Source organism: Streptomyces sp. NPDC048523, from assembly GCF_043199815.1.
In the GTDB taxonomy this organism is placed as follows: Bacteria; Actinomycetota; Actinomycetes; order Streptomycetales; family Streptomycetaceae; genus Streptomyces.
The window spans coordinates 40075-63241 of record NZ_JBICWQ010000004.1 but is presented as its reverse complement, the minus strand read 5'-3'; the positions used below and the strand labels follow the sequence as shown (position 1 = coordinate 63241).

The window sequence follows — 23167 nt, the reverse complement described above, 5'->3', positions numbered from 1 at the left end:
CCCTAGACGATCGGGTCGTGGACGGTGACGAGCTTGGTGCCGTCCGGGAAGGTCGCCTCGACCTGAACGTCGTGGATCATCTCGGGGATGCCCTCCATGACGTCGTCGCGGGACAGCAACGTCCGCCCGGAGGCCATGAGTTCGGCGACGGTACGGCCGTCACGCGCGCCTTCGAGGATGTGTGACGTGATGAGGGCGACCGCCTCGGGGTGGTTGAGCCTGAGCCCGCGGGCCCGGCGCTTCTCGGCCACGTCGGCCGCCACGTGGATGAGCAGCCTCTCTTGCTCGTGCGGGGTCAGTTGCACGTCCCACCTCACAGTCCTCGCTCCGGACCGTGCGGGGCCCGGTTGCCTCAGCCCCGGGGCAAAGTCCCTGGTGGCGTGGATCCGCAGGCTAATTGGATCCGGTTTCAGGCACGTTAACCGAGCTGTGATCCATCAGCGCGTGTCGGCTTCGTCCCGCATGCTCATCAGCGCCCGCAGACCGTCGCTCAGTACCTCGGCGGGCGTCGGTCCGAACAGGGCCTGCTGGGCGAGGAAGCCCATCGCGGTCGCCATCATGGTGCGGGCCACGTGCTCCGGGGGGACGTCCGAGCGCATCGTCCCGGCGTCCTGGTACGCCCCGACGATCCGCGTCCAGGTCTCGCGCACGGCGCCGTAGCCCTCGCGCAGAAGGGCCGCGAGCTCCTCGTTGCGGAGGGTCTCGGTCCACACCTGGACGACCAGCCGCGGGAACGCCGGCCGCCCGTCCACGGTCAGGGACTCCTTGGCGGCGAGGACACGGCCTAGCACGGACGCCACCAGGACGTCCGGGGGCGGGGGCGGGCTGCTGCGGGCCGCCTCCTCGAAACCCTCGTGGACCTGGCCGAGCACTTCCCCGACGATCGCGCCGATCAGCTCCTCCTTGCCGCTGAAGTAGCGGTACACGGCCCCGGCCGAGAGATCGGCCTCCTTCAGGACGTCCTGCATCGACGTGGCATGGAAGCCGTTACGGGCGAAGCAGACCGCCGCACCGTCGAGGATCTGCCGGCGCCGGGCGTCGAGGTGGGCCTGGGATACGCGAGCCATGCCGCCAACGTAGAACGAACATTCCTTCTTGACAAGGCGGGGGGACGGCGGGACGGTGGGAGCAATCCCAAAACGAACGATCCTTCTTTTTGGAGACTCTCATGTCCACCCGTCGTCTGCTCGGGGTCGTCGTCCTCGTGCCGCTGCTCGCCGCCCTGGCCCTGTGGGCGTTCGCCTGGCCCGCCGCCCGTACCGCCCCTCGCGACCTGCCGCTCGGCGTGGCCGGCCCGGCCGCCGCGACCGCACAGGTGGAGAAACAGCTCCGGCAGCACGCGGGCGCCTTCGAGATCCACCGCTACGCCGACGAGCGGGCCGCACGGGCGGCGATCGAGGACCGGACCGTATACGGCGCCGTCGTCGCCACCGCACAGGGCCCCGAGCTCCTCACCGCGTCGGCCGCGAGCCCGGTCGTGGCCCAGCTTCTCCAGCAGGCCGTGACCCGGCAGGCCGGGGCGAGCGGCGCCGAGGTGACGACCGTGGACGTCGTCCCGACGCCGGCGTCCGACCCGCGGGGGGCGGCCCTGAGCTCGTCCGTGCTGCCGCTGGCACTGAGCGGGATCGTCGCGGGCGCGGTCGTGACCCTGCTCGGACTGCGCGGCGTGCGCGCCGTGACCGCGCTGATCCTCAGCGCCGCTCTGGTGGGCGTCGTCGCGGCCGCCCTGGCCCACAGCTGGCTCGGCGCGCTCACCGGGAACTGGTGGGCGGAGGCGGGGGCGCTGGGCCTGGCGACGCTGGCGGTGAGCGCGGCCGTCGCGGGACTCGCCGCCCTGGTCGGCCCCGCGGGGATCGGCGCCGTCGGGTTCCTGGTGATGTTCCTCGGCAACCCGTTCTCCGGTGCCGCCTCGGCCCCCCACCTGCTGCCCGAGCCGGTGGGCACGATCGGCCAGTGCCTGCCGCCGGGGGCGAGCGCGACCCTGCTGCGCTCGGTGTCGTTCTTCGACGGCGCGGCGACGACCGGTCCGGTCCTGACGCTCACCTGGTGGGCCGCGCTGGGTCTGGGTGCCGTGGTGCTGGGGAACGCGCTGAAGACCCGTTCGAAAGGCACCACGCCCACCGCCGGCGAACGCGAACTCGCTCACGTCGACTGACCGGACCCGCGCTCCCGACCCCACGGCCGGAGTCACCCGCGTCCCTACGAGCCGCGGCGCCGGCGACGCCGCTCGTAGGCGTCACGCCCAACACCGAGCAGACGCGAACTCACCCCATCGGCTGACCAGATCCACTCCCCCGCGTCCCCGGCCCAGACGCCGGGCGCACCCGCCTCTTCACGAGGCACCGCACCCGCCCCCGGCAGGCGTGAACCCGCCCCCTCCCACCGGCCGACCGAACCCGATCCCCGTGCCCTCCGGCCCCGACGGCCGGGGGCATCCGCGTCCCTACGAGGCGGCACCCCCGCCATCGGCGAACGCGAACTCACCCCGTCGGCCGACCGCACCCGCCCGCCGTGTCCCGGCCCGGCCCGTCACGGGCACCCGCCTCTCTACGACGCGCCGCGCCCCCGGTGATGCGCCGTGATGCCGAACCGCTGCTGTTCGCGAGGAGCGGACGCGACCTCCCGCACGGTGGAGACCGCGCTGATCACCGGCGCCTCGACGGGCTCCTGCGACTCCTCCAGCCGTTCGAGGTCGGCGGCCGAGACCAGGGCGACCAGCGGCTTTCCGTGCCGTGTGACGACGACGCGCTCACCGCCGTACACCACCCGGTTGATCAGGTCGGCGAGTTCAGCCCTGGCTTGCGTCACCGGAATCTCATACGCCATACCCCCATCATAACGTCACGTACGTCCTGTACATTTTTTACAGACAGCCTGCCGCGAGGAGGGGTACGCGATGACCCGACCCACCGCACGTCACGTCCTGCCCGAGTTCCATGAGCGCACGAGCTACGGGCACACGACGACGGATCCGTACTCGAAGCTGCTGGAGGAGCGGATCGTCTTCCTCGGGACGCCGATCGACGACACCTCGGCGAACGACCTGATGGCGCAGTTCATGTACCTCGAGTACCAGGCCCCCGACCGGGACATCTCGCTGTACATCAACTCCCCCGGCGGCTCGTTCGGCGCGATGTCGGCGATCTACGACACGATGCAGTACGTCAGTTGTGACGTGGAGACGACATGCCTCGGCCAGGCCGGCTCCTCCGCGGCGGTGCTGCTGGCGGCGGGCACGCCGGGCAAGCGGTCCGTCCTGCCGGGCGCCCGGGTGGTGATCCACCAGCCCGCGCTGAGCGAGCCGGTGCAGGGGCAGGCCGGCGATCTGGCCATTCAGGCCGACGAGTTGGTCCGGGTGCGGGCCCGCCTGGAGGAGATGCTGGTCCGGCACACCGGCCGCAGCCCCGAGCAGGTGAGCGCGGACATCGAGCGCGACAAGGTCCTGGACGCGCGGGGCGCCGTGGACTACGGCCTGGCGGACGCGATCGTCCCGAGCCGCAGGCCCTCCCGTACCGCGCCGGGCGCGAGGTGAGCCGTCGATGGTGCCTGACCTTCCACCGCTGCCCGCGCTCACGCGCGCCGAGGGTGAACTGATCGACCGTTATCTCGACGTGGTCGACCTGCTGGGCCGGATCAACCCGGCCCGGCGCGAGGACACCTACGGCGGACTGCGCGCGGCGCAGGCGCTGGTGAGCAGGGCGACCGAGCTGCGCGACGCGCTCGTGCTGATGCACAGCAGGGGTGAGCGCGAACTGCACGCCGCGACGCTGGCGCGGGCGCTGCGGGTCCTGGACGGCGAGCGGCGTACGGCCCGGGTCACCGTGCCTCCGGGGCCCGACAGTTGACGAGGCGTCCGGAGCTGAGTCGAAACGGACCAAACGACGTACCCCCTATTGGAGGAGGCGCGGCTCCTTTTTTGCGAGCGTCGGAGTTGCACAACGCGCCTGTTTCGGGACCGGAATGAGACCCTTCCGTGCTGGTCCGGGGGTCTGTGAACCCCTCGACACCCCTTCCTTCGAAGGGGTGTCCACCCAAACGGGTGAGTGGTGAGTAACACCACAAATCAACGGTTCCGTTGGGCTTTTCGCACTTCCGTGCGCCAAGATCCCTGTCTGACGACAAGCCCCCGCCGCAGTGGCGGGGCGATCCGGGCGGACGCCGAGTCCTGCCGCCGCCCGGATGACCGGTCGACAGAAGTGGATCGGCAGGAGTGGAGGACCCAAGCACGACGGGTCGCCGGAACGGTCACGCCATGACCGCGCCGAGTGTCCCTTGGGGTGAAGCCGCGTCAGCGGCCGGGCAACTTCGCCAGCCCGAATCCGACAGGTCATCCTTCACAGGCGGCTGACGAAGGGTTGCGCATGACTGCGCTCAATCGTGTCCCGTCGCTGATGGTCCGGGCCGGTACGGCCTCGGCCTTCGCCATCGCCGCCGTGGGCGGCTCCGTCGTGGTCCCGGGCCTCGCGCCCGACGCCGCGGCCGCGACACCTGCGACGAAGGCACTCAAGGTAGCGGCCTCCAAGAAGGGCTCGCCGTACAAGTACGGCGCCACAGGGCCCCGCCGCTTCGACTGCTCAGGGCTCACGCTGTACTCGTTCAAGAAGGCGGGCAAGAAGCTCCCGCGCACGGCGGCCCAGCAGTACAACAAGACCCGCCACATCGGCGTGGGCAGCCGCAAGGCCGGCGACCTGGTGTTCTTCCACTCGGGTTCGAACGTGTACCACGTCGGCATTTACGCCGGGAAGGGAAAGATCTGGCACGCCCCGAAGACCGGGGACGTGGTGCGACTGCAGAAGATCTGGACGAAGAGCGTCTGGTACGGCCGGGTCAAGTGACCCCGAGGGGGCGGCGGCGACCTGACCTCCCGCCGCCCCCTCGGGCTTCCGAAGCGCAGGACGGCACAGCCGCCCCGATGCCTCCGTCGGCGCAAAGCGAGGTGGTCAGACCGCGAGCAGCGGCTCGGCCAGGAGCATCACGCCGAGAACCGTCAACGCGCCTCCGGTGACCCCGCCGACGGCCCGGGCCGCCCGCGGCCGGCGCAGCCACCGCCCCAGCCGGTCCACGAGCACGGCTACCGCCGGGAACCACACCAGCGCGAGAGCGACCACGATCAGCGCGAGCAGCAGCGTCCTGGGCAGCGTGGAGCTCCCCTGGGGCACGAACTGCGGCAACAGGCTGAGGAAGGTGATGGGGACCTTGGGGTTGAGCGCGTTGGTGACGAAGCCCTGCCGCAGGGGACGTACCGCCACGTCGGCCTCGACGACGGTCTGCGTGCCGGTCCGCCGCAGCTCCAGCAGGGTCCGTACACCCAGGTACAGCACATAACCCCCGCCCAGCAGTTGAAGCGCCCGGAACAGCGCGGGCACGGCCGTGAGCACCGCGGCGACCCCGGCCACCGCGAGCGCCGTGTGGACCAGTAGCCCGGCCACGACGCCGAGCGCACAGACGACCCCGGCCCGGCGGGAGACCAGGGCGTTGCGTACGACGACGGTGAAGTCGGCGCCCGGCATGGCGACCATGCCGGCGGCGATCCCGGTGAAGGCGACGATCTGTCCGTTCATGCGGACCAGCCTGCCGCGCCGGAGCCTTCAGCAGGTATGTCGAATAACCTGGGTTTCCCTTAAGCACTCCTTTAGGCAGGCCTCGCCATGTACGACCCGGTCCGCCTCGCCGCCCTGGTCGCCGTCGCGGAGGCGGGCTCGATCACCCGGGCCGCCGAGCGCCTCGGCTACACCCCGCCCGCCCTCTCCCAGCAGCTGGCCAAGCTGGAGCGGGAGGCGGGTACCGCTCTTCTCGTACGGCATCACCGCGGCACGCGGCTCACCGGTGCGGGCGAGTTGCTGGTGGCGCGGGCCAGGCGGGTGCTGGACGAGCTGGACCGGGCCCGGCACGAACTCGCCCGGCTGACCGGCCTGTCGGGCGGCACGCTCAGGCTGGGCACCTTCCAGACGGCGGGCATTCAGCTGCTGCCGCCAGTGCTGAGCACGTTCCGCCGGGCGTACCCGGACGTGGAGCTGTCGGTCGCCTTCCACGAACCCACGGCCGGGATCACCGCGGTGGCGGCCGGTGAGATCGACCTGGCGCTGACGCACGCCTATGAGCCGGGCGAGCCCCCCGCCCTCCCGGCCACCCTGAGCGCGGAACCGCTGCTGACCGAGGAGCTGGTCCTCGTGACTGCCCCCGGGCATGCCCTGGCGGGCGGCTCGACGCGGCTGCCGCTGGCGGAGCTCGCCGGTGAGCCGCTGATCAGCATGGCGCCGGATCATCCGGCCCGGCGGGAGGTGGAGGCGGTGCTGGCCCGGATCGGGACCACACCGTCGGTGCTGGTGGCGACCCCGGGATACGCCCTGGTGTGCGCGCTGGCCAGCGCGGGGCTGGGGGTCGGGGTGGTGCCGGAGATGGTGGCTCGGACGGCGGCCACTCCGGTGGGCACGCGGCTGCTGGAGGCCGGCGCGTTGCGCCGTACGATCTCGGTCGTCCACCGGACCGGCGAGGCGGCACCCGCGGCGGACGCCTTCCGGGCGCTGCTGCGGGGAGCGTTCGGCCGCGCGCGGCCGGTATGAGCTCTCCTACGGCTCCTGCTGCCCCGCCGCCGTGACCGGCTGCACCGGAACCGTCCACGGGAGTTCGACGGAGACGGTCTTGCCGCCTTCCCGGGTGGGCCTGACCCTCAGCTTGCCGCCGTACTCGGCGGCGAGCCAGCGGATGATCACCATCCCCCGCCCGTTGTCCTGCTGGACCGCGGCCGGCAGCCGCTTGGGGAAACGGGGGTGGCTGTCGGTGACCCCGATGCGCAGTTGTTCGTCACGGTCCAGCTCGATGTCCACCGTGAAGGTGGGTGACTGCCCGAAGGTGTGCTGTACGGCGTTGGTGGTGAGTTCGGAGACGATGAGCCGGACGGTCTCGGCGGTGTCCGTGGTGGACGGCAGCCCCCACTCCGCCAGTGTGCTCAGGACATAGGTGCGGGCCGCGGAGACCGAGGCGGGTTCGCTCGGCAGAGTGACGGATGCTTCCAGGTGGTCTGCCATGGCGACGTCGTCCCTTTCCCACGGGACCGGAGTCCGACACGGTGCGGATGGTTCGAGTACGGTCCCGGACTGGTGGTTCATCGTCAGAGTGCCATCACCGCGGCTGCGACGGGTGCCGATCCACCAAGATGTGCATATATCTGTCGCTCGAAGCGGTGAACTCTGCGACGCGAGACCGTATTCGGGCGGCTCGTAGGGAGTAAGGAGTAGCGCCATGCAGCACGGCCCCGCGGTGCGCCGGCGGAAACTGGGCGCCGAACTGCGTGCGCTGCGCGCGAGTGCGGGGCTCACCAGCGGTGAGGCCGCCCGGCTCGTGGGCTGGCACCAGTCGAAGGTGAGCCGCATCGAGACCGGTGCCAGCGGGGTGAAACCGGCCGATGTGCGGTTACTTCTCGACGCCTACCGCGTCGGGGACGCGAATCTGCGGGAGCTGCTGATGGTATTGGCGGGCTCCGAGGAGAGCGGCGGCCGGCACCACTGGTGGCACGCGTACCGGGGTGTCCTGCCGCCGACGTACCGGGACTTCATCAGTCTGGAGGCCCAGGCGAGCGCGATGCGCACGCTGGAGACCTCGGTCGTGCCCGGGCTGCTGCAGACGCCCGAGTACGCCCGCGCGGTGACCCGGGCCGCGGTCGACGGCCTCGACGACGAACGTCTCGACGCACTGGTCAAGGTACGGCTGGCCCGGCAGGACATCCTTCGCGCCCAGCCGCCTCTGGAGTTGAGCGCCGTCCTGGACGAGGCGGTGCTGCGGCGGGAGGTGGGCGGCCCCGAGGTGATGGCCCGGCAGCTGAGGAGACTTCTGGAGGCGGCGCGGCTGCCCCAAGTGCGGCTGCAGGTACTGCCGTTCACTGCCGGGGCGCATGTGGGTATCACCGGGCCTTTCGTAATCTTCTCATTTTCGCGCACTTCTGATCTGGACGTGGTTGTTCTCGACCACTTGACGAGTAGCCTCTACCTCGAACGGAAAGAAGACCTCCAGGCCTACACCGAGGCCTTCAACACCCTTCAGGCCCACGCCCTTTCGCCCGAGGAGTCGTTGGATTACCTCGCCGGGATGGGTGACGGCGCGTAAGGAGGCACCATGTCCGCACTGCCTCGGAACGTAACCACCGCTACGGAACTGCCCGAAGTGCGCTGGCTGCGCAGCAGCTACAGCACCGGGGCGAACAACTGCGTCGAGACGGCGAGGCCGTCGGCCGGGCCCTGTGCCGGGCTGCTCGCCGTACGCGACTCCAAGAATCCGGAGGGACCCGCGCTGCTCTTCTCCCCCGAGAGCTGGGCGGGCTTCACAGCCGCGTTCTGACCGTCGGTCCACCGGGAGCACGGCCGTGTCACGCCGACTCATGGTCGTGTTTCACCGATCACCCGCACAGCGCGTTCGATCTGCTCCTCGGAGAGGTCCGCGCGGGCGGTCAGCCTGAGCCGTGAGATGCCGTCGGGCACGGACGGGGGCCGGAAGCAGCCCACGAAGAGCCCGGCGGCACGGCAGTCGGCCGCCCACTGAACGGCCTCCTCCGGGGAGGGCGCGCGCACCGAGACCACCGCGGCGTCCGGAGGTACCGCTTCCAGACCCGCGGCGGTCAGGCGTGCGTGCAGTCCGGTCGCCACCTCGCGCGCGCGTGCGGCCCGCTCGGGCTCACGGCCGAGCAGCCGCAGGGCAGCGAGGGCGGCTCCCGCCGACGCGGGTGCCAGACCGGTGTCGAAGATGAACGTCCGTGCCGCGTTGACCAGGTGTGCGACGACCCGTGCGGGGCCGAGGACGGCACCACCCTGGCTGCCGAGCGACTTGGACAGCGTGACCGTGACGACCACGTCGTCGGCGCCCGCGAGTCCCGCCGCCTGCGGGGCGCCGCGGCCGCCGGTACCGAGCACACCCAGGCCGTGGGCGTCGTCGACGACCAGGCCCGCGCCGTGCTCCCGGCATGCCTCGGCGAGGCCGGCCAGGGGCGCCGCGTCGCCGTCCACCGAGAAGACCGTGTCGGACACGGCGATGGCCGGGCCGTCGTGCGTGCCGAGCGCCTTGCGCACCGCGTCCGGGTCGGCGTGCGCGACGACCTGGGCCGTGCCGCGGGCCAGCCGGCAGCCGTCGATGAGCGAGGCGTGGTTGCCCGCGTCGGAGACGATCAGCGAGCCGTGCGGCGCGAGCGCGGTGACGGCGGCCAGGTTCGCGGCGTATCCGGAGGAGAAGACGAGCGCGGCCTCGAAGCCGCAGAATTCGGCCAGTTCGCGCTCGAGTTCGGTGTGCAGCTCGGTGGTTCCGGTGACGAGCCGGGATCCGGTGGCGCCACCGCCCCAGGTCCGCGCGGCCGCCCCGGCCCCTTCCACGACCTCGGGATGGCGGGCCAGGCCCAGGTAGTCGTTGCTCGCGAGATCCAGCAACGGCGAGTCGGCCGGACGCGGCCGCAGGGTCCGTACGAGTCCGGCCCGCCGGCGCGCCGCCGCCTGCTCGTCGATCCAGCCGAACGCCATGGGTCCTCCGGGGCTTTTGTAGACAACGGACAGACCCTAGCGGCAGGAAACGCTACCTACGGTGTGGCAATACCCACACGTCACAGCGGGTGTGTTGTGCGATCCCTACCTTGGCCCGGAGCGGGTTCGTAGGACAGGATCGGCTCTCATGGACCTGCTGAACACGCTGGTGGACAAGGGGCTTCGGCGCGAGCTGCCGACCCGCGAGGAGGCGCTGGCCGTGCTGGCCACCTCCGACGACGACCTGCTCGACGTGGTGGCCGCGGCCGGAAAGGTGCGCCGGCACTGGTTCGGGCGCCGGGTGAAACTCAACTATCTCGTCAACCTGAAGTCCGGGCTGTGCCCCGAGGACTGCTCGTACTGCTCGCAGCGGCTCGGCTCCGAGGCCGGCATCCTGAAGTACACCTGGCTGAAGCCGGAGCAGGCCTCCCAGGCCGCGGCGGCCGGTCTGGCGGGCGGTGCCAAGCGGGTCTGCCTGGTGGCCTCCGGGCGCGGTCCGACCGACCGTGACGTGGACCGGGTCGCGGGCACCATCAAGGCGATCAAGGACCAGAACGAGGGCGTCGAGGTGTGCGCCTGCCTGGGTCTGCTCTCCGACGGCCAGGCCGAGCGGCTGCGCGAGGCCGGCGCGGACGCCTACAACCACAACCTCAACACCTCCGAGTCGACCTACGGCGACATCACGACCACGCACACCTACGCCGACCGGGTCGACACCGTGAACAAGGCGCACGCGGCCGGGCTCTCCGCCTGCTCGGGCCTGATCGCCGGCATGGGCGAGAGCGACGAGGACCTGGTCGACGTCGTCTACTCGCTGCGCGAGCTGGACCCCGACTCCGTTCCGGTGAACTTCCTGATCCCGGTCGAGGGCACCCCGCTGGCCAAGGAGTGGAACCTCACCCCGCAGCGCTGCCTGCGCATTCTGGCGATGGTCCGCTTCGTCTGCCCGGACGTCGAGGTCCGCATCGCCGGCGGCCGTGAGGTCCATCTGCGCACGATGCAGCCCCTCGCCCTCAACCTCGCCAACTCGATCTTCCTGGGCGACTACCTCACCACCGAGGGCCAGGCCGGCAAGGCCGACCTGGAGATGATCGCGGACGCCGGGTTCGAGGTGGAGGGCGCGGGCGAGGTGACGCTGCCGGAGCACCGGGTGAACGGCGGTTGCCAGGAGAGCGCGGACTGCGGGTCGCACGAGAGCGCCGGCTGCGGGTCGCACGCGGGCGGCGGGGCCTGCGGTACGGCCGCCTCGGCCGCGCCGACGGTGAGCGAACCCCGTACGGATCTGGTCGCCGTACGCCGCCGAGGTGCCGGAACGGATCTCGCGCCCAATGCCTGATCTGCCCGGTCTGCCGGTGCCGGAACTGCTGGCGCTCGACCGGCGGCACGTGTGGCATCCGTACGGTCCGATGCCCGGCCGGGTCGACCCGCTCGTCGTGGAGTCGGCGAGCGGGGTGCGGCTGAAGCTCGCCGAGGGCCCGGAGCTGGTCGACGGGATGTCCTCCTGGTGGTCGGCGATCCACGGCTACAACCACCCGGTGCTGAACGAGGCCGCGCGCGAGCAGCTCGGGCGGATGAGCCATGTGATGTTCGGCGGGCTCACCCACGAGCCCGCCGTCCGGCTCGCGAAGCTCCTTGTCGACATGTCTCCCGACGGCCTCGAGCATGTCTTCCTCACCGACTCGGGGTCGGTGTCGGTCGAGGTCGCGGTGAAGATGTGTCTGCAGTACTGGCGCTCGCTGGGCCGTCCGGGCAAGCGGCGTCTGCTGACCTGGCGCGGCGGCTACCACGGCGACACCTGGCAGCCCATGTCGGTGTGCGACCCCGAGGGCGGGATGCACGAGCTGTGGTCCGGGGTGCTGCCCCGCCAGGTGTTCGTGGACTCACCTCCGGTCGAGTACGAGGAGTCGTACGCCGACGAGCTGCGCGCGGCGGTCGAGCGGCACGCGGACGAGCTGGCCGCGGTGATCGTGGAGCCGGTGGTGCAGGGTGCGGGCGGGATGCGGTTCCACTCACCCGCGTATCTGCGGGTGCTGCGCGAGGCGTGCGACGCGCACGACGTGCTGCTGGTGTTCGACGAGATCGCCACCGGGTTCGGCCGTACGGGCGCCCTGTTCGCCGCGGATCACGCCGCGGTCACGCCGGACGTGATGTGCGTGGGCAAGGCGCTGACCGGCGGTTACCTCACGATGGCGGCGACCCTGTGCACGCCTCGCGTGGCCGACGGCATCTCGCGGGGCGAGGTCCCGGTGCTCGCGCACGGCCCCACCTTCATGGGCAACCCGCTGGCCGCGTCGGTGGCCTGCGCGTCGATCGGGCTGCTGCTCGGGCAGGACTGGCTCGCCGAGGTCAAGCGGATCGAGGCGGGGTTGCGGGAGGGGCTGGCGCCGGCTCGTGAGCTGCCGGGTGTGAAGGACGTACGGGTTCTCGGCGCCATCGGGGTCGTACAGCTGGACCACGAGGTCGACATGAAGGCCGCGACGGAGGCCGCCGTGCGCGAGGGCGTATGGCTGCGGCCGTTCCGCGACCTCGTCTACACGATGCCGCCGTACGTCACGGGTGACGAGGACGTGGCACGGATCGCGCGTGCGGTGTGTGCCGCCGCGCTGGAGGGATGACATGCCGGTACTGGTGATCACGGGCACGGGCACGGAGGTCGGCAAGACCGTCACCACGGCCGCGGTGGCCGCCGCCGCGCTCGCCGCCGGACGGACGGTCGCCGTCCTGAAGGCCGCGCAGACGGGCGTACGGCCGGACGAGCCCGGGGACGCCGAGGAGGTGGCGCGGCTCGCGGGTGCCGTGACGAAGGCCGAAGTCGCCCGCTATCCCGAGCCGTTGGCGCCGGCGACGGCCGCGCGGCGGGCCGCTCTCGAGCCGGTGCGCCCGCATCAGGTCGCCGAGGCCGCCGCCAAGCTGGCCGTCGAGCACGACCTGGTCCTGGTGGAGGGGGCGGGCGGGCTGCTCGTCCGCTTCGACGACGAGGGCGGGACGCTGGCCGACGCGGCGGAGCTCCTGCGGGCACCGGTCCTGGTGGTGGCGGCGGCGGGCCTGGGCACGCTCAACACCACGGAGTTGACGGCCCGTGAACTTGGGCGCCGCCGACTGGAGTTGGCGGGTGTGGTGATCGGCAGCTGGCCGGACTCCCCCGATCTCGCCTCGCGCTGCAACCTCGCGGATCTGCCGGACGTGTCCGGGGCTCCGCTGCTCGGGGCGCTGCCGGCCGGGGCAGGTGGGCTGGCGCCCGCCGACTTCCGTGCCGCGGCGCCGGGTTGGCTGGCACCGCGGCTGGACGGGACGTGGGACGCGGCGGCGTTCGGGGTGCCCGACTTCGCCCGGTGAGCCTCAGCAGGGGTGCGACGGGGTCCCGCGGGGGACAATGGCGGTGAGGTCAGTCCTGTCCTGCGAGGGAGGCTGCCATGGCGCCGCGGCTCGCCGGTTCCGGCAAGGTGTCCCGGGACCCCGTCCACCATCCGCTGTTCGCCCGGTACTACGCCCGGGTCAGTGTCACCGCCGAGAGCAGATGGGGCATGGCCGGGGTGCGTGAGCGGCTGCTCGCCGGGCTGTCGGGGCGGGTGATCGAGATCGGCGCGGGCAACGGCCTGAACTTCTCGCACTATCCCGGCGCGGTCTCCGAGGTGGTGGCAATCGAACCGGAGCGCCGGCTGCGGCGGTTGGCGGTGAAGGCCGCCCTGCGCGCGGAGGTGCCGGTCGACGTGGTGCCCGGGGCCGCGGAGGCGCTGCCCGTCAAGAGCGAGGCCTTCGACGCCGTGGTGATCTCGCTGGTGTTGTGCAGTGTGCGCGATGTCCGGCGGGCGCTCGGCGAGGTGCGCCGGGTGCTGCGGCCCGGCGGGGTGGTGCGGTTCTTCGAGCACGGCAGGGGTGGCGGCCCGGCGATGCGCTTCACCCAGCGCGCCCTGGACCGCACGGTGTGGCCCCCGCTCAACGGCGGCTGTCATCTGGCCCGCGACCCGGTCGCGGCCCTGCGGGAGGCCGGCTTCGAACTCGGCCCGTACCGGCGGGTGTTGATGCCGGAGAAGGGGCCGACGATGCCTACGTCCTTCTGTGTGCTGGGCACCGCCTGGCGGCCGCCGCTTGAAGAGCCCTGATCACAGGGTCCACCTGCGCAGCTCGCGCGCGATGTCGTGCACCGAGGCGTCGCCCTTCTTGGCCACCTTGGCGAGGTCCCGGACGAGTTCGGGCGAGGTGACGACCCGCAGTCCGCTCGCGACGAGATAGGCGTACCCGACCGCGCAGGCGAACAGCACGTTGGTGCGCTCCAACGCCGGGACGTGGATGAGGAGTTGCAGCAGTGCGGCGGCGCGCAGATGCGGGCTGTCGTAGACGGGGATGTCGAAGATCTCGGCCTGGTGGCGTGCCACGGCGGCGACCAGGGCGCCCCAGTCGGCGACCTGGGGATCGCCCGGGGTCTTCTGCTCGGCGAGCATCAGGAGCCAGGCGAGATCGATGTGCAGATCGCTCAACGAGTCTCGTGGTCCTTGCCGAACTCCTCCGCGAACACGGATTCGTACTGCTTCATGAAGTCGGCCGCGGCCTCCACGAAGGCCTGGCCCGCCTCGCCGGTGTCCTTCATGACCAGTTCCTCGATGTAGCGGTTGACGCTCACGCCGCGGGCGAGGGCACGTTCTCGGGCGGCGCGGGCGGTGCCCTCGTCCACCCGCACGTTCAACTGAGTCTTCGCCATACCTCGAAGCTAGCGCCGAAGTGCTAGCAACGGCAAGGGGTGCCCGCGACGGGTGGAGAATGTCCCTTACATCGATATCGGGGGCCCGACCTGCGGTGGAGACCGCCTCGGCCCCACGGGGGATATCCGGTGTGGGGTGGGTCACATTACCCTCGGCCGGATAGGGACCGCCCGGTCCGCGAGCGACGTCACGAGCGAGGAGAGAGTCTTGTCCACAGCTGCTGCGGAGCACGCCCCGGCCGACACGATCGCGGCCCGCGCCCGCGGTCTGACGAAGGCCTACGGCTCGGGCGAGACGGCCGTGCTCGCCCTGGACTCGGTGGACGTCGACATCGCGCGGGGCCGCTTCACCGCGGTCATGGGGCCCTCGGGCTCCGGGAAGTCGACCCTGATGCACTGTCTGGCGGGACTCGACACCGTCTCGGCCGGCCAGGTGTGGCTCGGCGACACCGAGATCACGGGACTCAAGGAGCGTGAGCTGACCCGGCTGCGCCGGGACCGGATCGGGTTCATGTTCCAGTCGTTCAACCTGATCCCGACGCTGAACGCGGCCGAGAACATCACCCTGCCCATGGACATCGCCGGCAAGAAGCCCGACGAGAAGTGGCTGGACCAGGTCATCGACACGCTGGGCCTGCGGGATCGCCTCAAGCACCGGCCCTCGCAGCTCTCGGGCGGTCAGCAGCAGCGCGTCGCCTGCGCCCGTGCGCTCGCCTCCCGGCCCGAGCTGATCTTCGCGGACGAACCGACCGGCAACCTCGACTCACGGGCGGGCCTTGAGGTCCTCGGGTTCCTGCGCGAGGCCGTCGACCAGCTCGGGCAGACCGTCGTCATGGTCACCCACGACCCGGGCGCCGCCACCCACTCCGACCTGGTGCTCTTCCTCGGGGACGGACGGATCGTGGACCGGATGGAGCGGCCCACCGCGGAGGCCGTGCTGGAACGCATGAAGCGGTTCGACGTGATCCGCGGCCAGTACGACGGCGACCGCGACACCGAGCCCGGGCCCAAGGCCGGTCCCGACGCCGGTCCCGACACCGGTCCCGACGAGGGATGACCCCGTGCTGAAGGCGACCCTCCGCAGTTTCCTCGCCCACAAGGGACGGCTGCTGCTCTCCGCGCTGGCCGTGGTCCTGTCCGTGGCGTTCGTCTCGGGCAGCCTGATCTTCTCCGACACCCTGAGCCACACCTTCGACCGGCTCTTCGCCTCGACCGCGCCCGACCTCACGATCAGCCCGAAGAAAGATCTGAAGGAGGCCATCCCGTCGGGCACGACGGCCACCCTGCCGGCCTCGCTCGCGGACCGGGTCGCCCGCGTCGACGGGGTCGGCGCCGCACGCTTCGACGCGGAGGACGACGGGATCACCGTCGCCGACTCCGAGAACGAGTCGGTGGGCTCGACCACCGGCGCCCCCACCATCGGCACCGACTGGAACCCGACCTCGCGCAGCCCGGTCAAGCTCACCTCCGGCCATGCCCCGCACGGCCCGTCCGAGGCACTGCTCGACTCGGAGACCGCCGACCGCAAGGACCTGCGCATCGGCGACCCGCTGACCGTGATCGCGGGGCCCGGCTCGTTCAAGGTGCGGATCGTCGGGATCGTCACCTTCACCACCACCAACCCCGGCGCCACACTGCTCTACCTCGACCCGCCGACCGCGCAGGCGAAGCTGCTCGGCTCCTCCGAGGCCGCCACCAGCATCTCGGTCGACGCCGCCGAGGGCGTGACCAACGACCGGCTCAAGCAGCGCGTGGCCGCCGCGCTCGGCACGGGCACCTACGAGTACCGGACCGCCGAGGAGCAGGCGAAGTCGGACGTCGACCAACTGGGCGGATTCCTCGACGTCATCAAGTACGTCATGCTCGGCTTCGCGGGTATCGCCGTCCTGGTCGGCATCTTCCTGATCGTCAACACCTTCTCCATGCTGATCGCCCAGCGCACCCGTGAACTGGGCCTGTTGCGCGCGCTCGGCGCCGACCGGCGCCAGGTCCGCCGCTCGGTGCTCACCGAGGCCACGCTGCTCGGCCTGGTCGGCTCCACGGTCGGGCTGGGCACGGGCATCGGGCTCGCCGTCGGTCTCATCGCGCTGATGAACGCCTTCGGCATGAACATCCGGACGAGCGAGATGGTCATCGGCTGGGCCACCCCCGTGGCGGCGTACGTCGTCGGCGTGGGCGTCACCTTCGTCGCGGCCTATCTCCCGGCCCGCCGCGCGGCGGGCGTCTCCCCCATGGCGGCCCTCTCGGACGCCGAGATCGCCGGGATCGGACGGCCGCTCAAGGTCCGCGCCATCGTGGGCGGCCTGGTGGGCGCGGCGGGCACGGCCGCGCTCGTCGGCTGCACCCTGTCGTCCAGGACCGCCTCCGCGGCCTCCCTCCTCGGCCTCGGCGTCGTCCTGACACTCCTGGCCACCGTCATCGCCGGGCCACTGCTGGTGCGTCCCGTGATCCGGGTGCTGGGCGGCGCCTTCCCGGCCCTCTTCGGCCCGGTCGGGCGGATGAGCCAGCGCAACGCCCTGCGCAACCCCCGCCGCACCGGCGCCACCGCGGCCGCCCTGATGGTCGGCCTCGCCCTGGTCGGCGGAATGTCCGTGGCCAGCGCCTCCATGTCCAAGTCCTTCGACGACCAGATCGACAAGACCCTGGGCGCCGACTTCGTCGTGCAGAACGGCAACTTCCTGCCGTTCCCGCAGGAGGTCACGGACGCGGTGCGCAGGACCGACGGGGCCGGGCTCGTCGTACGGTCGAGGTTCGCACCCATCGCCGTACGGCTGCCCGACGGCAAGCGCGTCGAGACCACCGCCGCCGGGTACGACCCGCAGCTCGACGAGGTCGCCCACATCACCTACGCGCAGGGCGACACCGCGGCCGCGCTCGCCTCCGGACACCTGGCCATGGACCTGGACTTCGCGCGCGACCACGACGTGAGGGTCGGCAGCAGGGTTCCCGTCGAGTTCCAGGGCGGGCGCCGGACCGAGCTGACCGTGGGCGCCCTCACCGACCAGGACTCGGCCGACGGGTTCGGGACGCAGGGCGGCATCTACTTCGGCCTGGACACGCTGGAGCGGTTCACGCCGGGCGGCCAGGACTCCGCGCTGTACGTCAACGCCGCCTCCGGCACCGGCAGCGACCGGCTGCGCGCGGGCCTGGAGAAGACCCTCGACCCGTATCCGCAGGTCCAGGTGCGCGACCTCGCCGACTACAAGGACCTGGTCCACGACCAGATCGCGGTCCTGCTCTATCTCGTGTACGCGCTGCTCGGGCTCGCGATCGTCATCGCGGTGCTCGGCGTGGTCAACACCCTCGCCCTGTCGGTCGTGGAGCGCACCCGGGAGATCGGGCTGCTGCGTGCCATCGGGCTCGCCCGGCGGCAGCTTCGGCGGATGATCCGGCTCGAGTCGGTGGTCATCGCGGTGTTCGGCGCGGTCCTGGGGCTCGCGCTCGGGCTGGTGTGGGGGGTGTGCACCCAGCAGGTGCTGGCCCTGCAGGGCCTCAACGCGCTGGCGATCCCCTGGGGCACGATCGTCGCGGTCGTCGTCGGCTCGGCGGTGGTGGGCATCGTGGCGGCGCTGCTGCCTGCGTTGCGTGCATCGCGCATGAACGTACTGGCGGCGATCGCGCACGAGTGATGCAATCGCGGGGCAGACAACTCAAGTCGCTTGTCGCTGAGGAGAGTTCATGCCCCGCCCCGATCAGCCCCGCCCCTTTCGCTTCGCCGTCAACCTGACCGCCGCCGCCACCGACGCCGACTGGCGTGCCAAGTGCCGACGGGCCGAGGAACTCGGTTACGACGTGATCCTGGTCCCCGACCATCTCGGCAAGGTCGCGCCCTTCCCCGCGCTGGTCGCTGCGGCGGCGGTCACCGAGCGGCCGCGGCTCGGCACGTTCGTCCTCAACGCGGGGTTCTGGAACCCGGCACTGCTCGCCCGTGAGGTGGCCACGGTGGACGCCCTGACCGGCGGCCGCCTCGAACTGGGCCTGGGCACCGGCTATGTGCAGTCCGAGCACGACAGGGCGGGGCTGCCCTTCGGCTCGCCCGGTGAGCGGGTGGACCATCTGCGGCGCACGGTCGAGGAGTTGGAGCGGTTGCTGTCCTCGCCGGACCATGTGCCGCAGCCGGTGCAGCGGCCCCGGGTGCCCCTGCTGATCGGCGGCACAGGCAACCGGATGCTGGAGCTGTCCGCCGAGCACGCCGACATCGCGGCCTTCACCGGGGCGACCCTGGTGCCGGGGAACACGACCGGCAAGCTGGCCCCGACCACCGCCGGGCAACTCGACGAGCGTGTCGCGCGCTATCGGCGACTGGCCGAGGGACGCAAGGAACCGGCCGAACTGAACCTGCTCATCCAGACGGTGGTCGTCACCGACGACCGCGAGGCCGTCGCCACCCCGTTCCTGCACCGGCTGCCGGACCTGACCCTCCAGGAGGCGCTGGAGCTGCCCATCATGCTGATCGGCACGGTCGAGGAGATCGTCGCGCAGGTGCGGGCACAGCGCGAGCGGTACGGCTTCACCTATCTGACGGTGCTGGAGGCGTCCATGGAGGCGTTCGCACCGGTGATGGCGGAGCTGCGCGGCGGCCGGTAGCCGTCCGCATCGTGGAATTTCCCGTCCGGTGGGAAACGGGGGTGATGGGATCGCCCTATGACCGATCTGCGGATACGGGCCGCGACGCCCGACGACCTCGACACCCTGCTGGCCTTCTGGAAGCGGGCCGCCGAGGGCACGAGCATCAGTGACGACCGGGACGGTGTGGAGCGGCTGGTCACGCGGGACCCCGAGGCGCTGATCCTCGCCGAACTCGACGGCGAACTCGTCGGCACGGTGATCGCCGGCTTCGACGGCTGGCGGTGCCATCTGTACCGGCTCGCGGTGCACCCGGAGCGCCGGCGGCGCGGGATCGGGACTGCACTGCTCGCGGCCGCGGAGGAGCGGTTCGTACGGCTCGGGGGGCGGCGCGGGGACGCGATGGTGCTGGTGCGCAACGAGACGGCACAGCACGCATGGCGTGCGGCGGGGTATGCGCCCGAGGAGAAGTGGCGGCGCTGGGTGAAACCCCTCGCCGGGTAGGACGGGCGATCCTGGGGACCCTGTCCGATCATGGGACGGAGGTGACCCGATGACCGAAGTGCTCCTCCTGCTGCTGGCGATCCTGCTCTCGCTGGCCTGCGGTGCCTTCGTGGCGGCGGAGTTCTCGCTGACCACGGTGGAGCGCGGACAGCTGGAACGCGCGGCGGAGCGGGGTGAGCGGGGCGCGTCCGGCGCCCTGAAGGCCGTACGGAATCTGACGTTCCAGCTGTCCGGGGCGCAGCTCGGGATCACCGTGACCAACCTGGTCGTCGGTATGCTCGCGGAACCGTCGATCGCCGCGCTGATCGCGGGGCCCCTGGAGTCGCTCGGGATCTCGCCGTCCACGTCCCGGTCGCTGGCCCTGGTACTGGGCACCGCGCTGTCGACCGTCTTCCTGATGGTCGTCGGCGAGCTGGTGCCCAAGAACTGGGCGATCTCCTCGCCGTTGGCCATGGCCAAGCGGGTGGGCACCGCGCAGAGCTGGTTCAGCGCGGCCTTCCGTCCCTTCATCACGCACCTCAACAACATGGCCAACCGGGTGGTGCGCCGCTTCGGGCTGGAGCCCGCCGAGGAGCTGGCCTCGGCGCGCGGTCCGCAGGAGCTGGCCGCGCTGGCCCGGCACTCGGCCCGGGCAGGCGCGCTGGAGGCGGACACCGCCGAGCTGTTCGTGCGGACGCTCAACCTCGCCGACCTCACCGCGGAGAACGTGATGACCCCGCGGGTGCAGGTGATCGCCCTGGACGTCCAGGCGACCTGCGAGGACGTGGCGAACGCGACGCGCGCGACCGGGCTGTCGCGGTTCCCCGTCTACCGCGGCAGCCTCGACTCGGTCGTGGGCATCGCACACATCAAGGACATCCTGGCGGTACCGGCCGAACGCCGGCCCCGCGCCTCGGTCGCCGAGCTGCTGCGCGAGCCGCTGCTGGTGCCCGAGTCGCTCACCGTGGACCGGCTCCTGGACCGGCTCTCCGGCAAGCGCACGATGGCGGTCGTCATCGACGAGTACGGCGGTACGGCGGGCGTGGCCACGCTGGAGGACATCGTCGAGGAGGTCGTCGGCGAGGTGCGCGACGAGCACGACCCGCACGAGACGCCCGACCTGGACCCCGCGGGCACCGACGAGGAGGGCAGGGAGCTCTTCCGGGCCGACGGCTCGCTGCGTGTGGACCAGCTGGCGCGCGTGGGCCTGCGGACCCCCGAGGGACCGTACGAAACGCTGGCCGGGCTCCTGGCGACGGAACTCGGCCGGATCCCGGCCGTCGGCGACTCGGTGGAGGTCACCGGCTGGCAACTCGACGTCCTGGACGCACAGGGCCGCCGCGCGGCACGAGTACTGCTGCACGCGCCGTTGTCCGCGGAAGGGGCCGAGTGATGACGGCCGTCCGGTCGACACGGGCGCCGACACGGACGGTGGCACCCCACACAAAGCTCGCCGTCCAGGCACCCCAAGAGGAGGCACGAGCCGAACCCGCCGCCCCGGCACCGCAAGAGACGCCCCAAGCCAGAACCACCGCCCCGCCGCCTCACCAGAGAAGGATTCAGCGATGACCGCCGTCCAGTTGCTCATCGGTCTGGCGACGCTTGTCGTGAATGCCTTCTTCGTGGGGGCCGAGTTCGCGCTGATCTCCGTGCGGCGCAGTCAGATCGAGCCCTATGCCGATCAGGGGGACCGGCGTGCGAAGGGCGTGCTGTGGGGGCTGGAGCACGTGTCCGCGCTGATGGCGGCCGCGCAGCTCGGGATCACGTTGTGCACGCTGGTGCTGGGTGTGGTCGCGGAGCCCGCGATCGCGCATCTGCTGGAGCCGGTGTTCCACGCGGTGGGCGTGCCGGAGGGCGCGGGGCACGCCGTGTCCTTCGTCATCGCGCTGACCCTGGCGACCTATCTGCACATGCTGCTCGGTGAGATGGTCCCGAAGAACATCGCGCTCGCGGAGCCGGTGCGCAGTGCCCTGCTGCTCGGGCCCCCGCTGGTCGCCCTGGCGCGCGGACTGCGCCCGGTGATCTTCGCGGTCAACGCCTTCGCGAACGCCCTGCTGAAGCTGCTGCGCGTGGAGACCAAGGACGAGGTCACGGCCACCTTCTCGGACGCCGAGCTGGCACGGATCGTGCGGGACTCCGGCGAGGCGGGACTGATCGACGAGCGCGCGCGGGAGCGGCTGCACGACGCGCTGGAGCTCGGCCGGCGGCCGGTACGGGACGTGGTGCTGCCCCTGGAAGGGGTGGTCTACGCGCGCGTGGGCGTCACCCCCGAGCAGTTGGAGGCACTCTCGAACGAGTCCGGGTTCTCACGGTTCCCCGTGGTCGACGAGGGGCGCCGGATCGTCGGCTACCTCCACGTCAAGGACGCCCTGGACGCCTCACCGCGGGATCTGCCGTTCCCGGTGCGGGACATGCGGCCGATCGCACGGATCCGGGAGAGCACACCGCTGGACGACGTGCTGACGGCGATGCGGCGCAGCCGGACGCATCTGGCCGCGGTGCTCGGCGCCGACGGCCGGCTGGCCGGACTGGTGACGATGGAGGACGTGCTGCGGGAGCTGTTCGGGCGGCAGTCGTGACAACCCGAACCCACCGACCGGCAGGTATGTGACCGCGATACCATTTCTTCCGCCATGCAGACGAATCCCACTTACTCCAGCCTGGTCGCGGTCGGCGACTCCTTCACCGAGGGCATGTCGGACCTGCTTCCGGACGGCTCCTACCGGGGCTGGGCCGACCTCCTGGCCGGCCGGATGGCCGCCGTGACGCCCGGTTTCCGGTACGCCAACCTCGCCGTGCGCGGCAAGCTGATCCAGCAGATCGTCGACGAGCAGGTCGACGTGGCGGCGGCGATGCAGGCGGACGTGATCACGCTGGTGGGTGGCCTCAACGACACCCTGCGGCCCAAGTGCGACATGGTCCGGGTGCGCGACCTGCTGACGGAGGCCGTGGAGCGGCTGGCCCCCTCCTGCAAGCAGCTCGTCCTGATGCGCAGTCCCGGCCGCCAGGGGCCGGTTCTGGAGCGCTTCCGGCCGCGCATGGAGGAACTGTTCACGGTCGTCGACGAGCTCGGCGCCCGGCACGGCGCGGTGGTCGTCGACCTGTACGGCGCTCCCTCGCTCTCCGACCCGCGCCTGTGGGACGTGGACCGGCTGCACCTGTCGGCCGAGGGCCACCGCCGCGTCGCCGAGGCCGTGTGGCAGACCCTCGGCTACGACCCCGAGGACACGGAGTGGCGTACGCCGATCCCGGCAACGGTCCCCCCGAGGTGGCTCGCCCGGCGCATCGCGGACGCGCGCTTCGCCCGGCAGCATCTGCTGCCGTGGATCGGACGGCGCCTGACGGGCCGCTCCTCGGGTGACGGCCTGCCGCCGAAGCGGCCCGACCTGCTGCCGTACGAGCACTAGTACGGGCACTGGGACGTCGTGCACACGCGCGTGGTCAACGTCAGGGGCCGTATCCACGAGTACGGCCGGCGCCTCGAACACGCGCCCGCCGACCTCGTCTACGTCGGCCGCCGCTGGACCATGGGCGGCTGGGACCTGCCGAAGCACCCGCTGTACAACCCCTTCGCCTACGACACCCCCACGCGCCGCAGGGACGGCACGCGGGCCGAGGTGATGGCGAAGTACCGGGCGTATCTGCTGGAGCGGCCGGATCTGCTCGCTCTGCTGCCCGGTCTTCGCGGCAGGGCCCTGGCCTGCTGGTGCGCGCCCGAACCGTGCCATGCCGAGGTCCTGGCGGAGCTCGCGGAAGCGCTCTCGTAGGTTCCGACGAACGGGGCCCGGGCGCTGACCTGCACGAATCGCCAGTAGAATCCGCAGGCGGATTCTACTGATCAATCCGAATGCCCAGGTCGGAGGGTCTTTACTGCTCCCTGCGGGGGCTCGCGTCTCACATTCCTGTCACCGTTCGACGG

Annotated in this window: 27 protein-coding genes and 1 riboswitch; of the genes, 19 read left to right on the top strand and 8 right to left on the bottom strand. The window is 71.6% G+C overall.

The window, feature by feature from the left end; translation table 11 throughout:
- Nucleotides 1-2: 2 nt before the first annotated feature.
- A complete protein-coding gene (locus ACGFWE_RS21250) occupies nucleotides 3-305 on the bottom strand; it encodes an urease subunit gamma (RefSeq protein ID WP_037710300.1) in 303 nt (100 codons plus the stop codon).
- A gap of 132 nt (nucleotides 306-437) precedes the next feature.
- Nucleotides 438-1067 (bottom strand): helix-turn-helix domain-containing protein, encoded by a 630-nt coding sequence (locus ACGFWE_RS21245; protein WP_352386975.1) that lies wholly within the window; start codon nucleotides 1065-1067, stop codon nucleotides 438-440.
- Between the two features lie 101 nt (nucleotides 1068-1168).
- Here ACGFWE_RS21245 and ACGFWE_RS21240 point away from each other — a divergent pair, with 101 nt between their 5' ends.
- A complete protein-coding gene (locus tag ACGFWE_RS21240; protein ID WP_393600904.1) occupies nucleotides 1169-2155 on the top strand; it encodes an ABC transporter permease in 987 nt (328 codons plus the stop codon).
- A 392-nt stretch (nucleotides 2156-2547) separates the two neighbouring features.
- Here the strand turns inward: ACGFWE_RS21240 and ACGFWE_RS21235 are convergent, their stop codons facing one another.
- Nucleotides 2548-2826 (bottom strand): type II toxin-antitoxin system Phd/YefM family antitoxin, encoded by a 279-nt coding sequence (locus ACGFWE_RS21235; RefSeq protein WP_352386979.1) that lies wholly within the window; start codon nucleotides 2824-2826, stop codon nucleotides 2548-2550.
- 70 nt (nucleotides 2827-2896) lie between these two features.
- Between ACGFWE_RS21235 and ACGFWE_RS21230 the strand changes: the two genes are divergently transcribed.
- The 3 genes from ACGFWE_RS21230 to ACGFWE_RS21220 all read left to right on the top strand — a co-directional run bounded on the left by ACGFWE_RS21230 (nucleotide 2897) and on the right by ACGFWE_RS21220 (nucleotide 4835).
- On the top strand, nucleotides 2897-3532 hold the full coding sequence (locus ACGFWE_RS21230) for an ATP-dependent Clp protease proteolytic subunit (RefSeq protein WP_393600902.1): 636 nt from the start codon (nucleotides 2897-2899) through the stop codon (nucleotides 3530-3532).
- Nucleotides 3533-3539: 7 nt separating this feature from the next.
- Complete coding sequence (locus ACGFWE_RS21225) at nucleotides 3540-3845, top strand: hypothetical protein (RefSeq protein WP_352386983.1); 306 nt, start codon at nucleotides 3540-3542, stop codon at nucleotides 3843-3845.
- Between the two features lie 301 nt (nucleotides 3846-4146).
- Nucleotides 4147-4358: riboswitch (cyclic di-AMP (ydaO/yuaA leader) on the top strand.
- A gap of 3 nt (nucleotides 4359-4361) precedes the next feature.
- Entirely contained in the window at nucleotides 4362-4835 is a 474-nt protein-coding gene (locus ACGFWE_RS21220; RefSeq protein ID WP_352386985.1) for a C40 family peptidase, read from the top strand.
- 105 nt (nucleotides 4836-4940) lie between these two features.
- On the opposite strand, the gene ACGFWE_RS21215 is transcribed toward ACGFWE_RS21220, so the two are convergent.
- Nucleotides 4941-5561 (bottom strand): LysE family translocator, encoded by a 621-nt coding sequence (locus ACGFWE_RS21215; protein WP_352386987.1) that lies wholly within the window; start codon nucleotides 5559-5561, stop codon nucleotides 4941-4943.
- Nucleotides 5562-5648: 87 nt separating this feature from the next.
- Between ACGFWE_RS21215 and ACGFWE_RS21210 the strand changes: the two genes are divergently transcribed.
- On the top strand, nucleotides 5649-6563 hold the full coding sequence (locus ACGFWE_RS21210) for a LysR family transcriptional regulator (protein ID WP_352386989.1): 915 nt from the start codon (nucleotides 5649-5651) through the stop codon (nucleotides 6561-6563).
- A 6-nt stretch (nucleotides 6564-6569) separates the two neighbouring features.
- Here the strand turns inward: ACGFWE_RS21210 and ACGFWE_RS21205 are convergent, their stop codons facing one another.
- The gene (locus tag ACGFWE_RS21205; protein ID WP_352386991.1) at nucleotides 6570-7028 is read right to left on the bottom strand and encodes an ATP-binding protein; all 459 of its coding nucleotides are present in this window, start codon (nucleotides 7026-7028) and stop codon (nucleotides 6570-6572) included.
- A 214-nt stretch (nucleotides 7029-7242) separates the two neighbouring features.
- On the opposite strand from ACGFWE_RS21205, the gene ACGFWE_RS21200 reads away from it, so the two are divergent.
- The gene (locus ACGFWE_RS21200) at nucleotides 7243-8103 is read left to right on the top strand and encodes a helix-turn-helix transcriptional regulator (RefSeq protein WP_352386993.1); all 861 of its coding nucleotides are present in this window, start codon (nucleotides 7243-7245) and stop codon (nucleotides 8101-8103) included.
- A 9-nt stretch (nucleotides 8104-8112) separates the two neighbouring features.
- Nucleotides 8113-8334 carry a DUF397 domain-containing protein gene (locus ACGFWE_RS21195; protein ID WP_352386995.1) on the top strand — a complete coding sequence of 74 codons (222 nt, stop codon included), beginning with the start codon at nucleotides 8113-8115 and terminating at the stop codon, nucleotides 8332-8334.
- Nucleotides 8335-8372: 38 nt separating this feature from the next.
- Here the strand turns inward: ACGFWE_RS21195 and ACGFWE_RS21190 are convergent, their stop codons facing one another.
- Nucleotides 8373-9500 carry an 8-amino-7-oxononanoate synthase gene (locus ACGFWE_RS21190; protein WP_393600898.1) on the bottom strand — a complete coding sequence of 376 codons (1128 nt, stop codon included), beginning with the start codon at nucleotides 9498-9500 and terminating at the stop codon, nucleotides 8373-8375.
- Between the two features lie 148 nt (nucleotides 9501-9648).
- On the opposite strand from ACGFWE_RS21190, the gene bioB reads away from it, so the two are divergent.
- From bioB to ACGFWE_RS21170, 4 genes are all read left to right on the top strand, one after another.
- Entirely contained in the window at nucleotides 9649-10836 is a 1188-nt protein-coding gene (gene bioB / locus ACGFWE_RS21185; RefSeq protein ID WP_352386999.1) for a biotin synthase BioB, read from the top strand.
- Nucleotides 10829-12115: an adenosylmethionine--8-amino-7-oxononanoate transaminase gene (locus ACGFWE_RS21180; RefSeq protein WP_393600896.1), complete on the top strand. Its 1287-nt coding sequence runs from the start codon at nucleotides 10829-10831 to the stop codon at nucleotides 12113-12115. The genes bioB and ACGFWE_RS21180 overlap by 8 nt, the downstream gene beginning before the upstream one ends.
- Before the next feature lies 1 nt (nucleotide 12116).
- Complete coding sequence (bioD, locus tag ACGFWE_RS21175) at nucleotides 12117-12836, top strand: dethiobiotin synthase (protein WP_393600894.1); 720 nt, start codon at nucleotides 12117-12119, stop codon at nucleotides 12834-12836.
- A gap of 77 nt (nucleotides 12837-12913) precedes the next feature.
- Nucleotides 12914-13603 carry a class I SAM-dependent methyltransferase gene (locus ACGFWE_RS21170; RefSeq protein WP_393600892.1) on the top strand — a complete coding sequence of 230 codons (690 nt, stop codon included), beginning with the start codon at nucleotides 12914-12916 and terminating at the stop codon, nucleotides 13601-13603.
- Here the strand turns inward: ACGFWE_RS21170 and ACGFWE_RS21165 are convergent, their stop codons facing one another.
- Together ACGFWE_RS21165 and ACGFWE_RS21160 are read right to left on the bottom strand one after the other, a co-directional pair.
- Nucleotides 13604-13978 (bottom strand): hypothetical protein, encoded by a 375-nt coding sequence (locus ACGFWE_RS21165; RefSeq protein WP_031040326.1) that lies wholly within the window; start codon nucleotides 13976-13978, stop codon nucleotides 13604-13606.
- Nucleotides 13975-14199, bottom strand: a complete 225-nt coding sequence (locus ACGFWE_RS21160; protein ID WP_007380443.1) for a hypothetical protein — start codon at nucleotides 14197-14199, stop codon at nucleotides 13975-13977. The genes ACGFWE_RS21165 and ACGFWE_RS21160 overlap by 4 nt, the downstream gene beginning before the upstream one ends.
- A 208-nt stretch (nucleotides 14200-14407) precedes the next feature.
- Here ACGFWE_RS21160 and ACGFWE_RS21155 point away from each other — a divergent pair, with 208 nt between their 5' ends.
- The 8 genes from ACGFWE_RS21155 to ACGFWE_RS21120 all read left to right on the top strand — a co-directional run bounded on the left by ACGFWE_RS21155 (nucleotide 14408) and on the right by ACGFWE_RS21120 (nucleotide 23015).
- Nucleotides 14408-15256 carry an ABC transporter ATP-binding protein gene (locus ACGFWE_RS21155; protein ID WP_393600890.1) on the top strand — a complete coding sequence of 283 codons (849 nt, stop codon included), beginning with the start codon at nucleotides 14408-14410 and terminating at the stop codon, nucleotides 15254-15256.
- Between the two features lie 4 nt (nucleotides 15257-15260).
- Nucleotides 15261-17828, top strand: a complete 2568-nt coding sequence (locus ACGFWE_RS21150) for an FtsX-like permease family protein (RefSeq protein ID WP_352387009.1) — start codon at nucleotides 15261-15263, stop codon at nucleotides 17826-17828.
- 49 nt (nucleotides 17829-17877) lie between these two features.
- Nucleotides 17878-18786: an LLM class F420-dependent oxidoreductase gene (locus tag ACGFWE_RS21145; RefSeq protein WP_352387011.1), complete on the top strand. Its 909-nt coding sequence runs from the start codon at nucleotides 17878-17880 to the stop codon at nucleotides 18784-18786.
- A gap of 57 nt (nucleotides 18787-18843) precedes the next feature.
- The gene (locus tag ACGFWE_RS21140; RefSeq protein WP_393600887.1) at nucleotides 18844-19269 is read left to right on the top strand and encodes a GNAT family N-acetyltransferase; all 426 of its coding nucleotides are present in this window, start codon (nucleotides 18844-18846) and stop codon (nucleotides 19267-19269) included.
- Nucleotides 19270-19318: 49 nt separating this feature from the next.
- A complete protein-coding gene (locus ACGFWE_RS21135; RefSeq protein ID WP_352387015.1) occupies nucleotides 19319-20641 on the top strand; it encodes a hemolysin family protein in 1323 nt (440 codons plus the stop codon).
- A gap of 172 nt (nucleotides 20642-20813) precedes the next feature.
- On the top strand, nucleotides 20814-21827 hold the full coding sequence (locus ACGFWE_RS21130) for a hemolysin family protein (protein ID WP_352387017.1): 1014 nt from the start codon (nucleotides 20814-20816) through the stop codon (nucleotides 21825-21827).
- 54 nt (nucleotides 21828-21881) lie between these two features.
- Nucleotides 21882-22655 carry an SGNH/GDSL hydrolase family protein gene (locus ACGFWE_RS21125; RefSeq protein WP_393600885.1) on the top strand — a complete coding sequence of 258 codons (774 nt, stop codon included), beginning with the start codon at nucleotides 21882-21884 and terminating at the stop codon, nucleotides 22653-22655.
- A gap of 18 nt (nucleotides 22656-22673) precedes the next feature.
- Nucleotides 22674-23015, top strand: coding sequence for a DUF4326 domain-containing protein (locus tag ACGFWE_RS21120; protein WP_393600883.1), 342 nt, complete (start codon nucleotides 22674-22676; stop codon nucleotides 23013-23015).
- Nucleotides 23016-23167 lie beyond the last annotated feature (152 nt).

Excerpts from the sequence above, each read along its gene's own strand:
- ACGFWE_RS21235 (WP_352386979.1), bottom strand. The coding sequence starts at position 2,826 with ATGGCGTATGAGATTCCGGTGACGCAAGCCAGGGCTGAACTCGCCGAC.
- ACGFWE_RS21190 (WP_393600898.1), bottom strand. The coding sequence starts at position 9,500 with ATGGCGTTCGGCTGGATCGACGAGCAGGCGGCGGCGCGCCGGCGGGCC.
- ACGFWE_RS21160 (WP_007380443.1), bottom strand. The coding sequence starts at position 14,199 with ATGGCGAAGACTCAGTTGAACGTGCGGGTGGACGAGGGCACCGCCCGC.
- ACGFWE_RS21135 (WP_352387015.1), top strand. The coding sequence starts at position 19,319 with ATGACCGAAGTGCTCCTCCTGCTGCTGGCGATCCTGCTCTCGCTGGCC.
- ACGFWE_RS21230 (WP_393600902.1), top strand. The coding sequence starts at position 2,897 with ATGACCCGACCCACCGCACGTCACGTCCTGCCCGAGTTCCATGAGCGC.
- bioD (WP_393600894.1), top strand. The coding sequence starts at position 12,117 with ATGCCGGTACTGGTGATCACGGGCACGGGCACGGAGGTCGGCAAGACC.
- ACGFWE_RS21130 (WP_352387017.1), top strand. The coding sequence starts at position 20,814 with ATGACCGCCGTCCAGTTGCTCATCGGTCTGGCGACGCTTGTCGTGAAT.
- ACGFWE_RS21205 (WP_352386991.1), bottom strand. The coding sequence starts at position 7,028 with ATGGCAGACCACCTGGAAGCATCCGTCACTCTGCCGAGCGAACCCGCC.
- ACGFWE_RS21180 (WP_393600896.1), top strand. The coding sequence starts at position 10,829 with ATGCCTGATCTGCCCGGTCTGCCGGTGCCGGAACTGCTGGCGCTCGAC.
- ACGFWE_RS21200 (WP_352386993.1), top strand. The coding sequence starts at position 7,243 with ATGCAGCACGGCCCCGCGGTGCGCCGGCGGAAACTGGGCGCCGAACTG.
- ACGFWE_RS21215 (WP_352386987.1), bottom strand. The coding sequence starts at position 5,561 with ATGAACGGACAGATCGTCGCCTTCACCGGGATCGCCGCCGGCATGGTC.
- ACGFWE_RS21125 (WP_393600885.1), top strand. The coding sequence starts at position 21,882 with ATGCAGACGAATCCCACTTACTCCAGCCTGGTCGCGGTCGGCGACTCC.
- ACGFWE_RS21225 (WP_352386983.1), top strand. The coding sequence starts at position 3,540 with ATGGTGCCTGACCTTCCACCGCTGCCCGCGCTCACGCGCGCCGAGGGT.
- ACGFWE_RS21240 (WP_393600904.1), top strand. The coding sequence starts at position 1,169 with ATGTCCACCCGTCGTCTGCTCGGGGTCGTCGTCCTCGTGCCGCTGCTC.
- ACGFWE_RS21210 (WP_352386989.1), top strand. The coding sequence starts at position 5,649 with ATGTACGACCCGGTCCGCCTCGCCGCCCTGGTCGCCGTCGCGGAGGCG.
- ACGFWE_RS21170 (WP_393600892.1), top strand. The coding sequence starts at position 12,914 with ATGGCGCCGCGGCTCGCCGGTTCCGGCAAGGTGTCCCGGGACCCCGTC.
- ACGFWE_RS21195 (WP_352386995.1), top strand. The coding sequence starts at position 8,113 with ATGTCCGCACTGCCTCGGAACGTAACCACCGCTACGGAACTGCCCGAA.
- ACGFWE_RS21140 (WP_393600887.1), top strand. The coding sequence starts at position 18,844 with ATGACCGATCTGCGGATACGGGCCGCGACGCCCGACGACCTCGACACC.
- ACGFWE_RS21145 (WP_352387011.1), top strand. The coding sequence starts at position 17,878 with ATGCCCCGCCCCGATCAGCCCCGCCCCTTTCGCTTCGCCGTCAACCTG.
- bioB (WP_352386999.1), top strand. The coding sequence starts at position 9,649 with ATGGACCTGCTGAACACGCTGGTGGACAAGGGGCTTCGGCGCGAGCTG.
- ACGFWE_RS21245 (WP_352386975.1), bottom strand. The coding sequence starts at position 1,067 with ATGGCTCGCGTATCCCAGGCCCACCTCGACGCCCGGCGCCGGCAGATC.
- ACGFWE_RS21220 (WP_352386985.1), top strand. The coding sequence starts at position 4,362 with ATGACTGCGCTCAATCGTGTCCCGTCGCTGATGGTCCGGGCCGGTACG.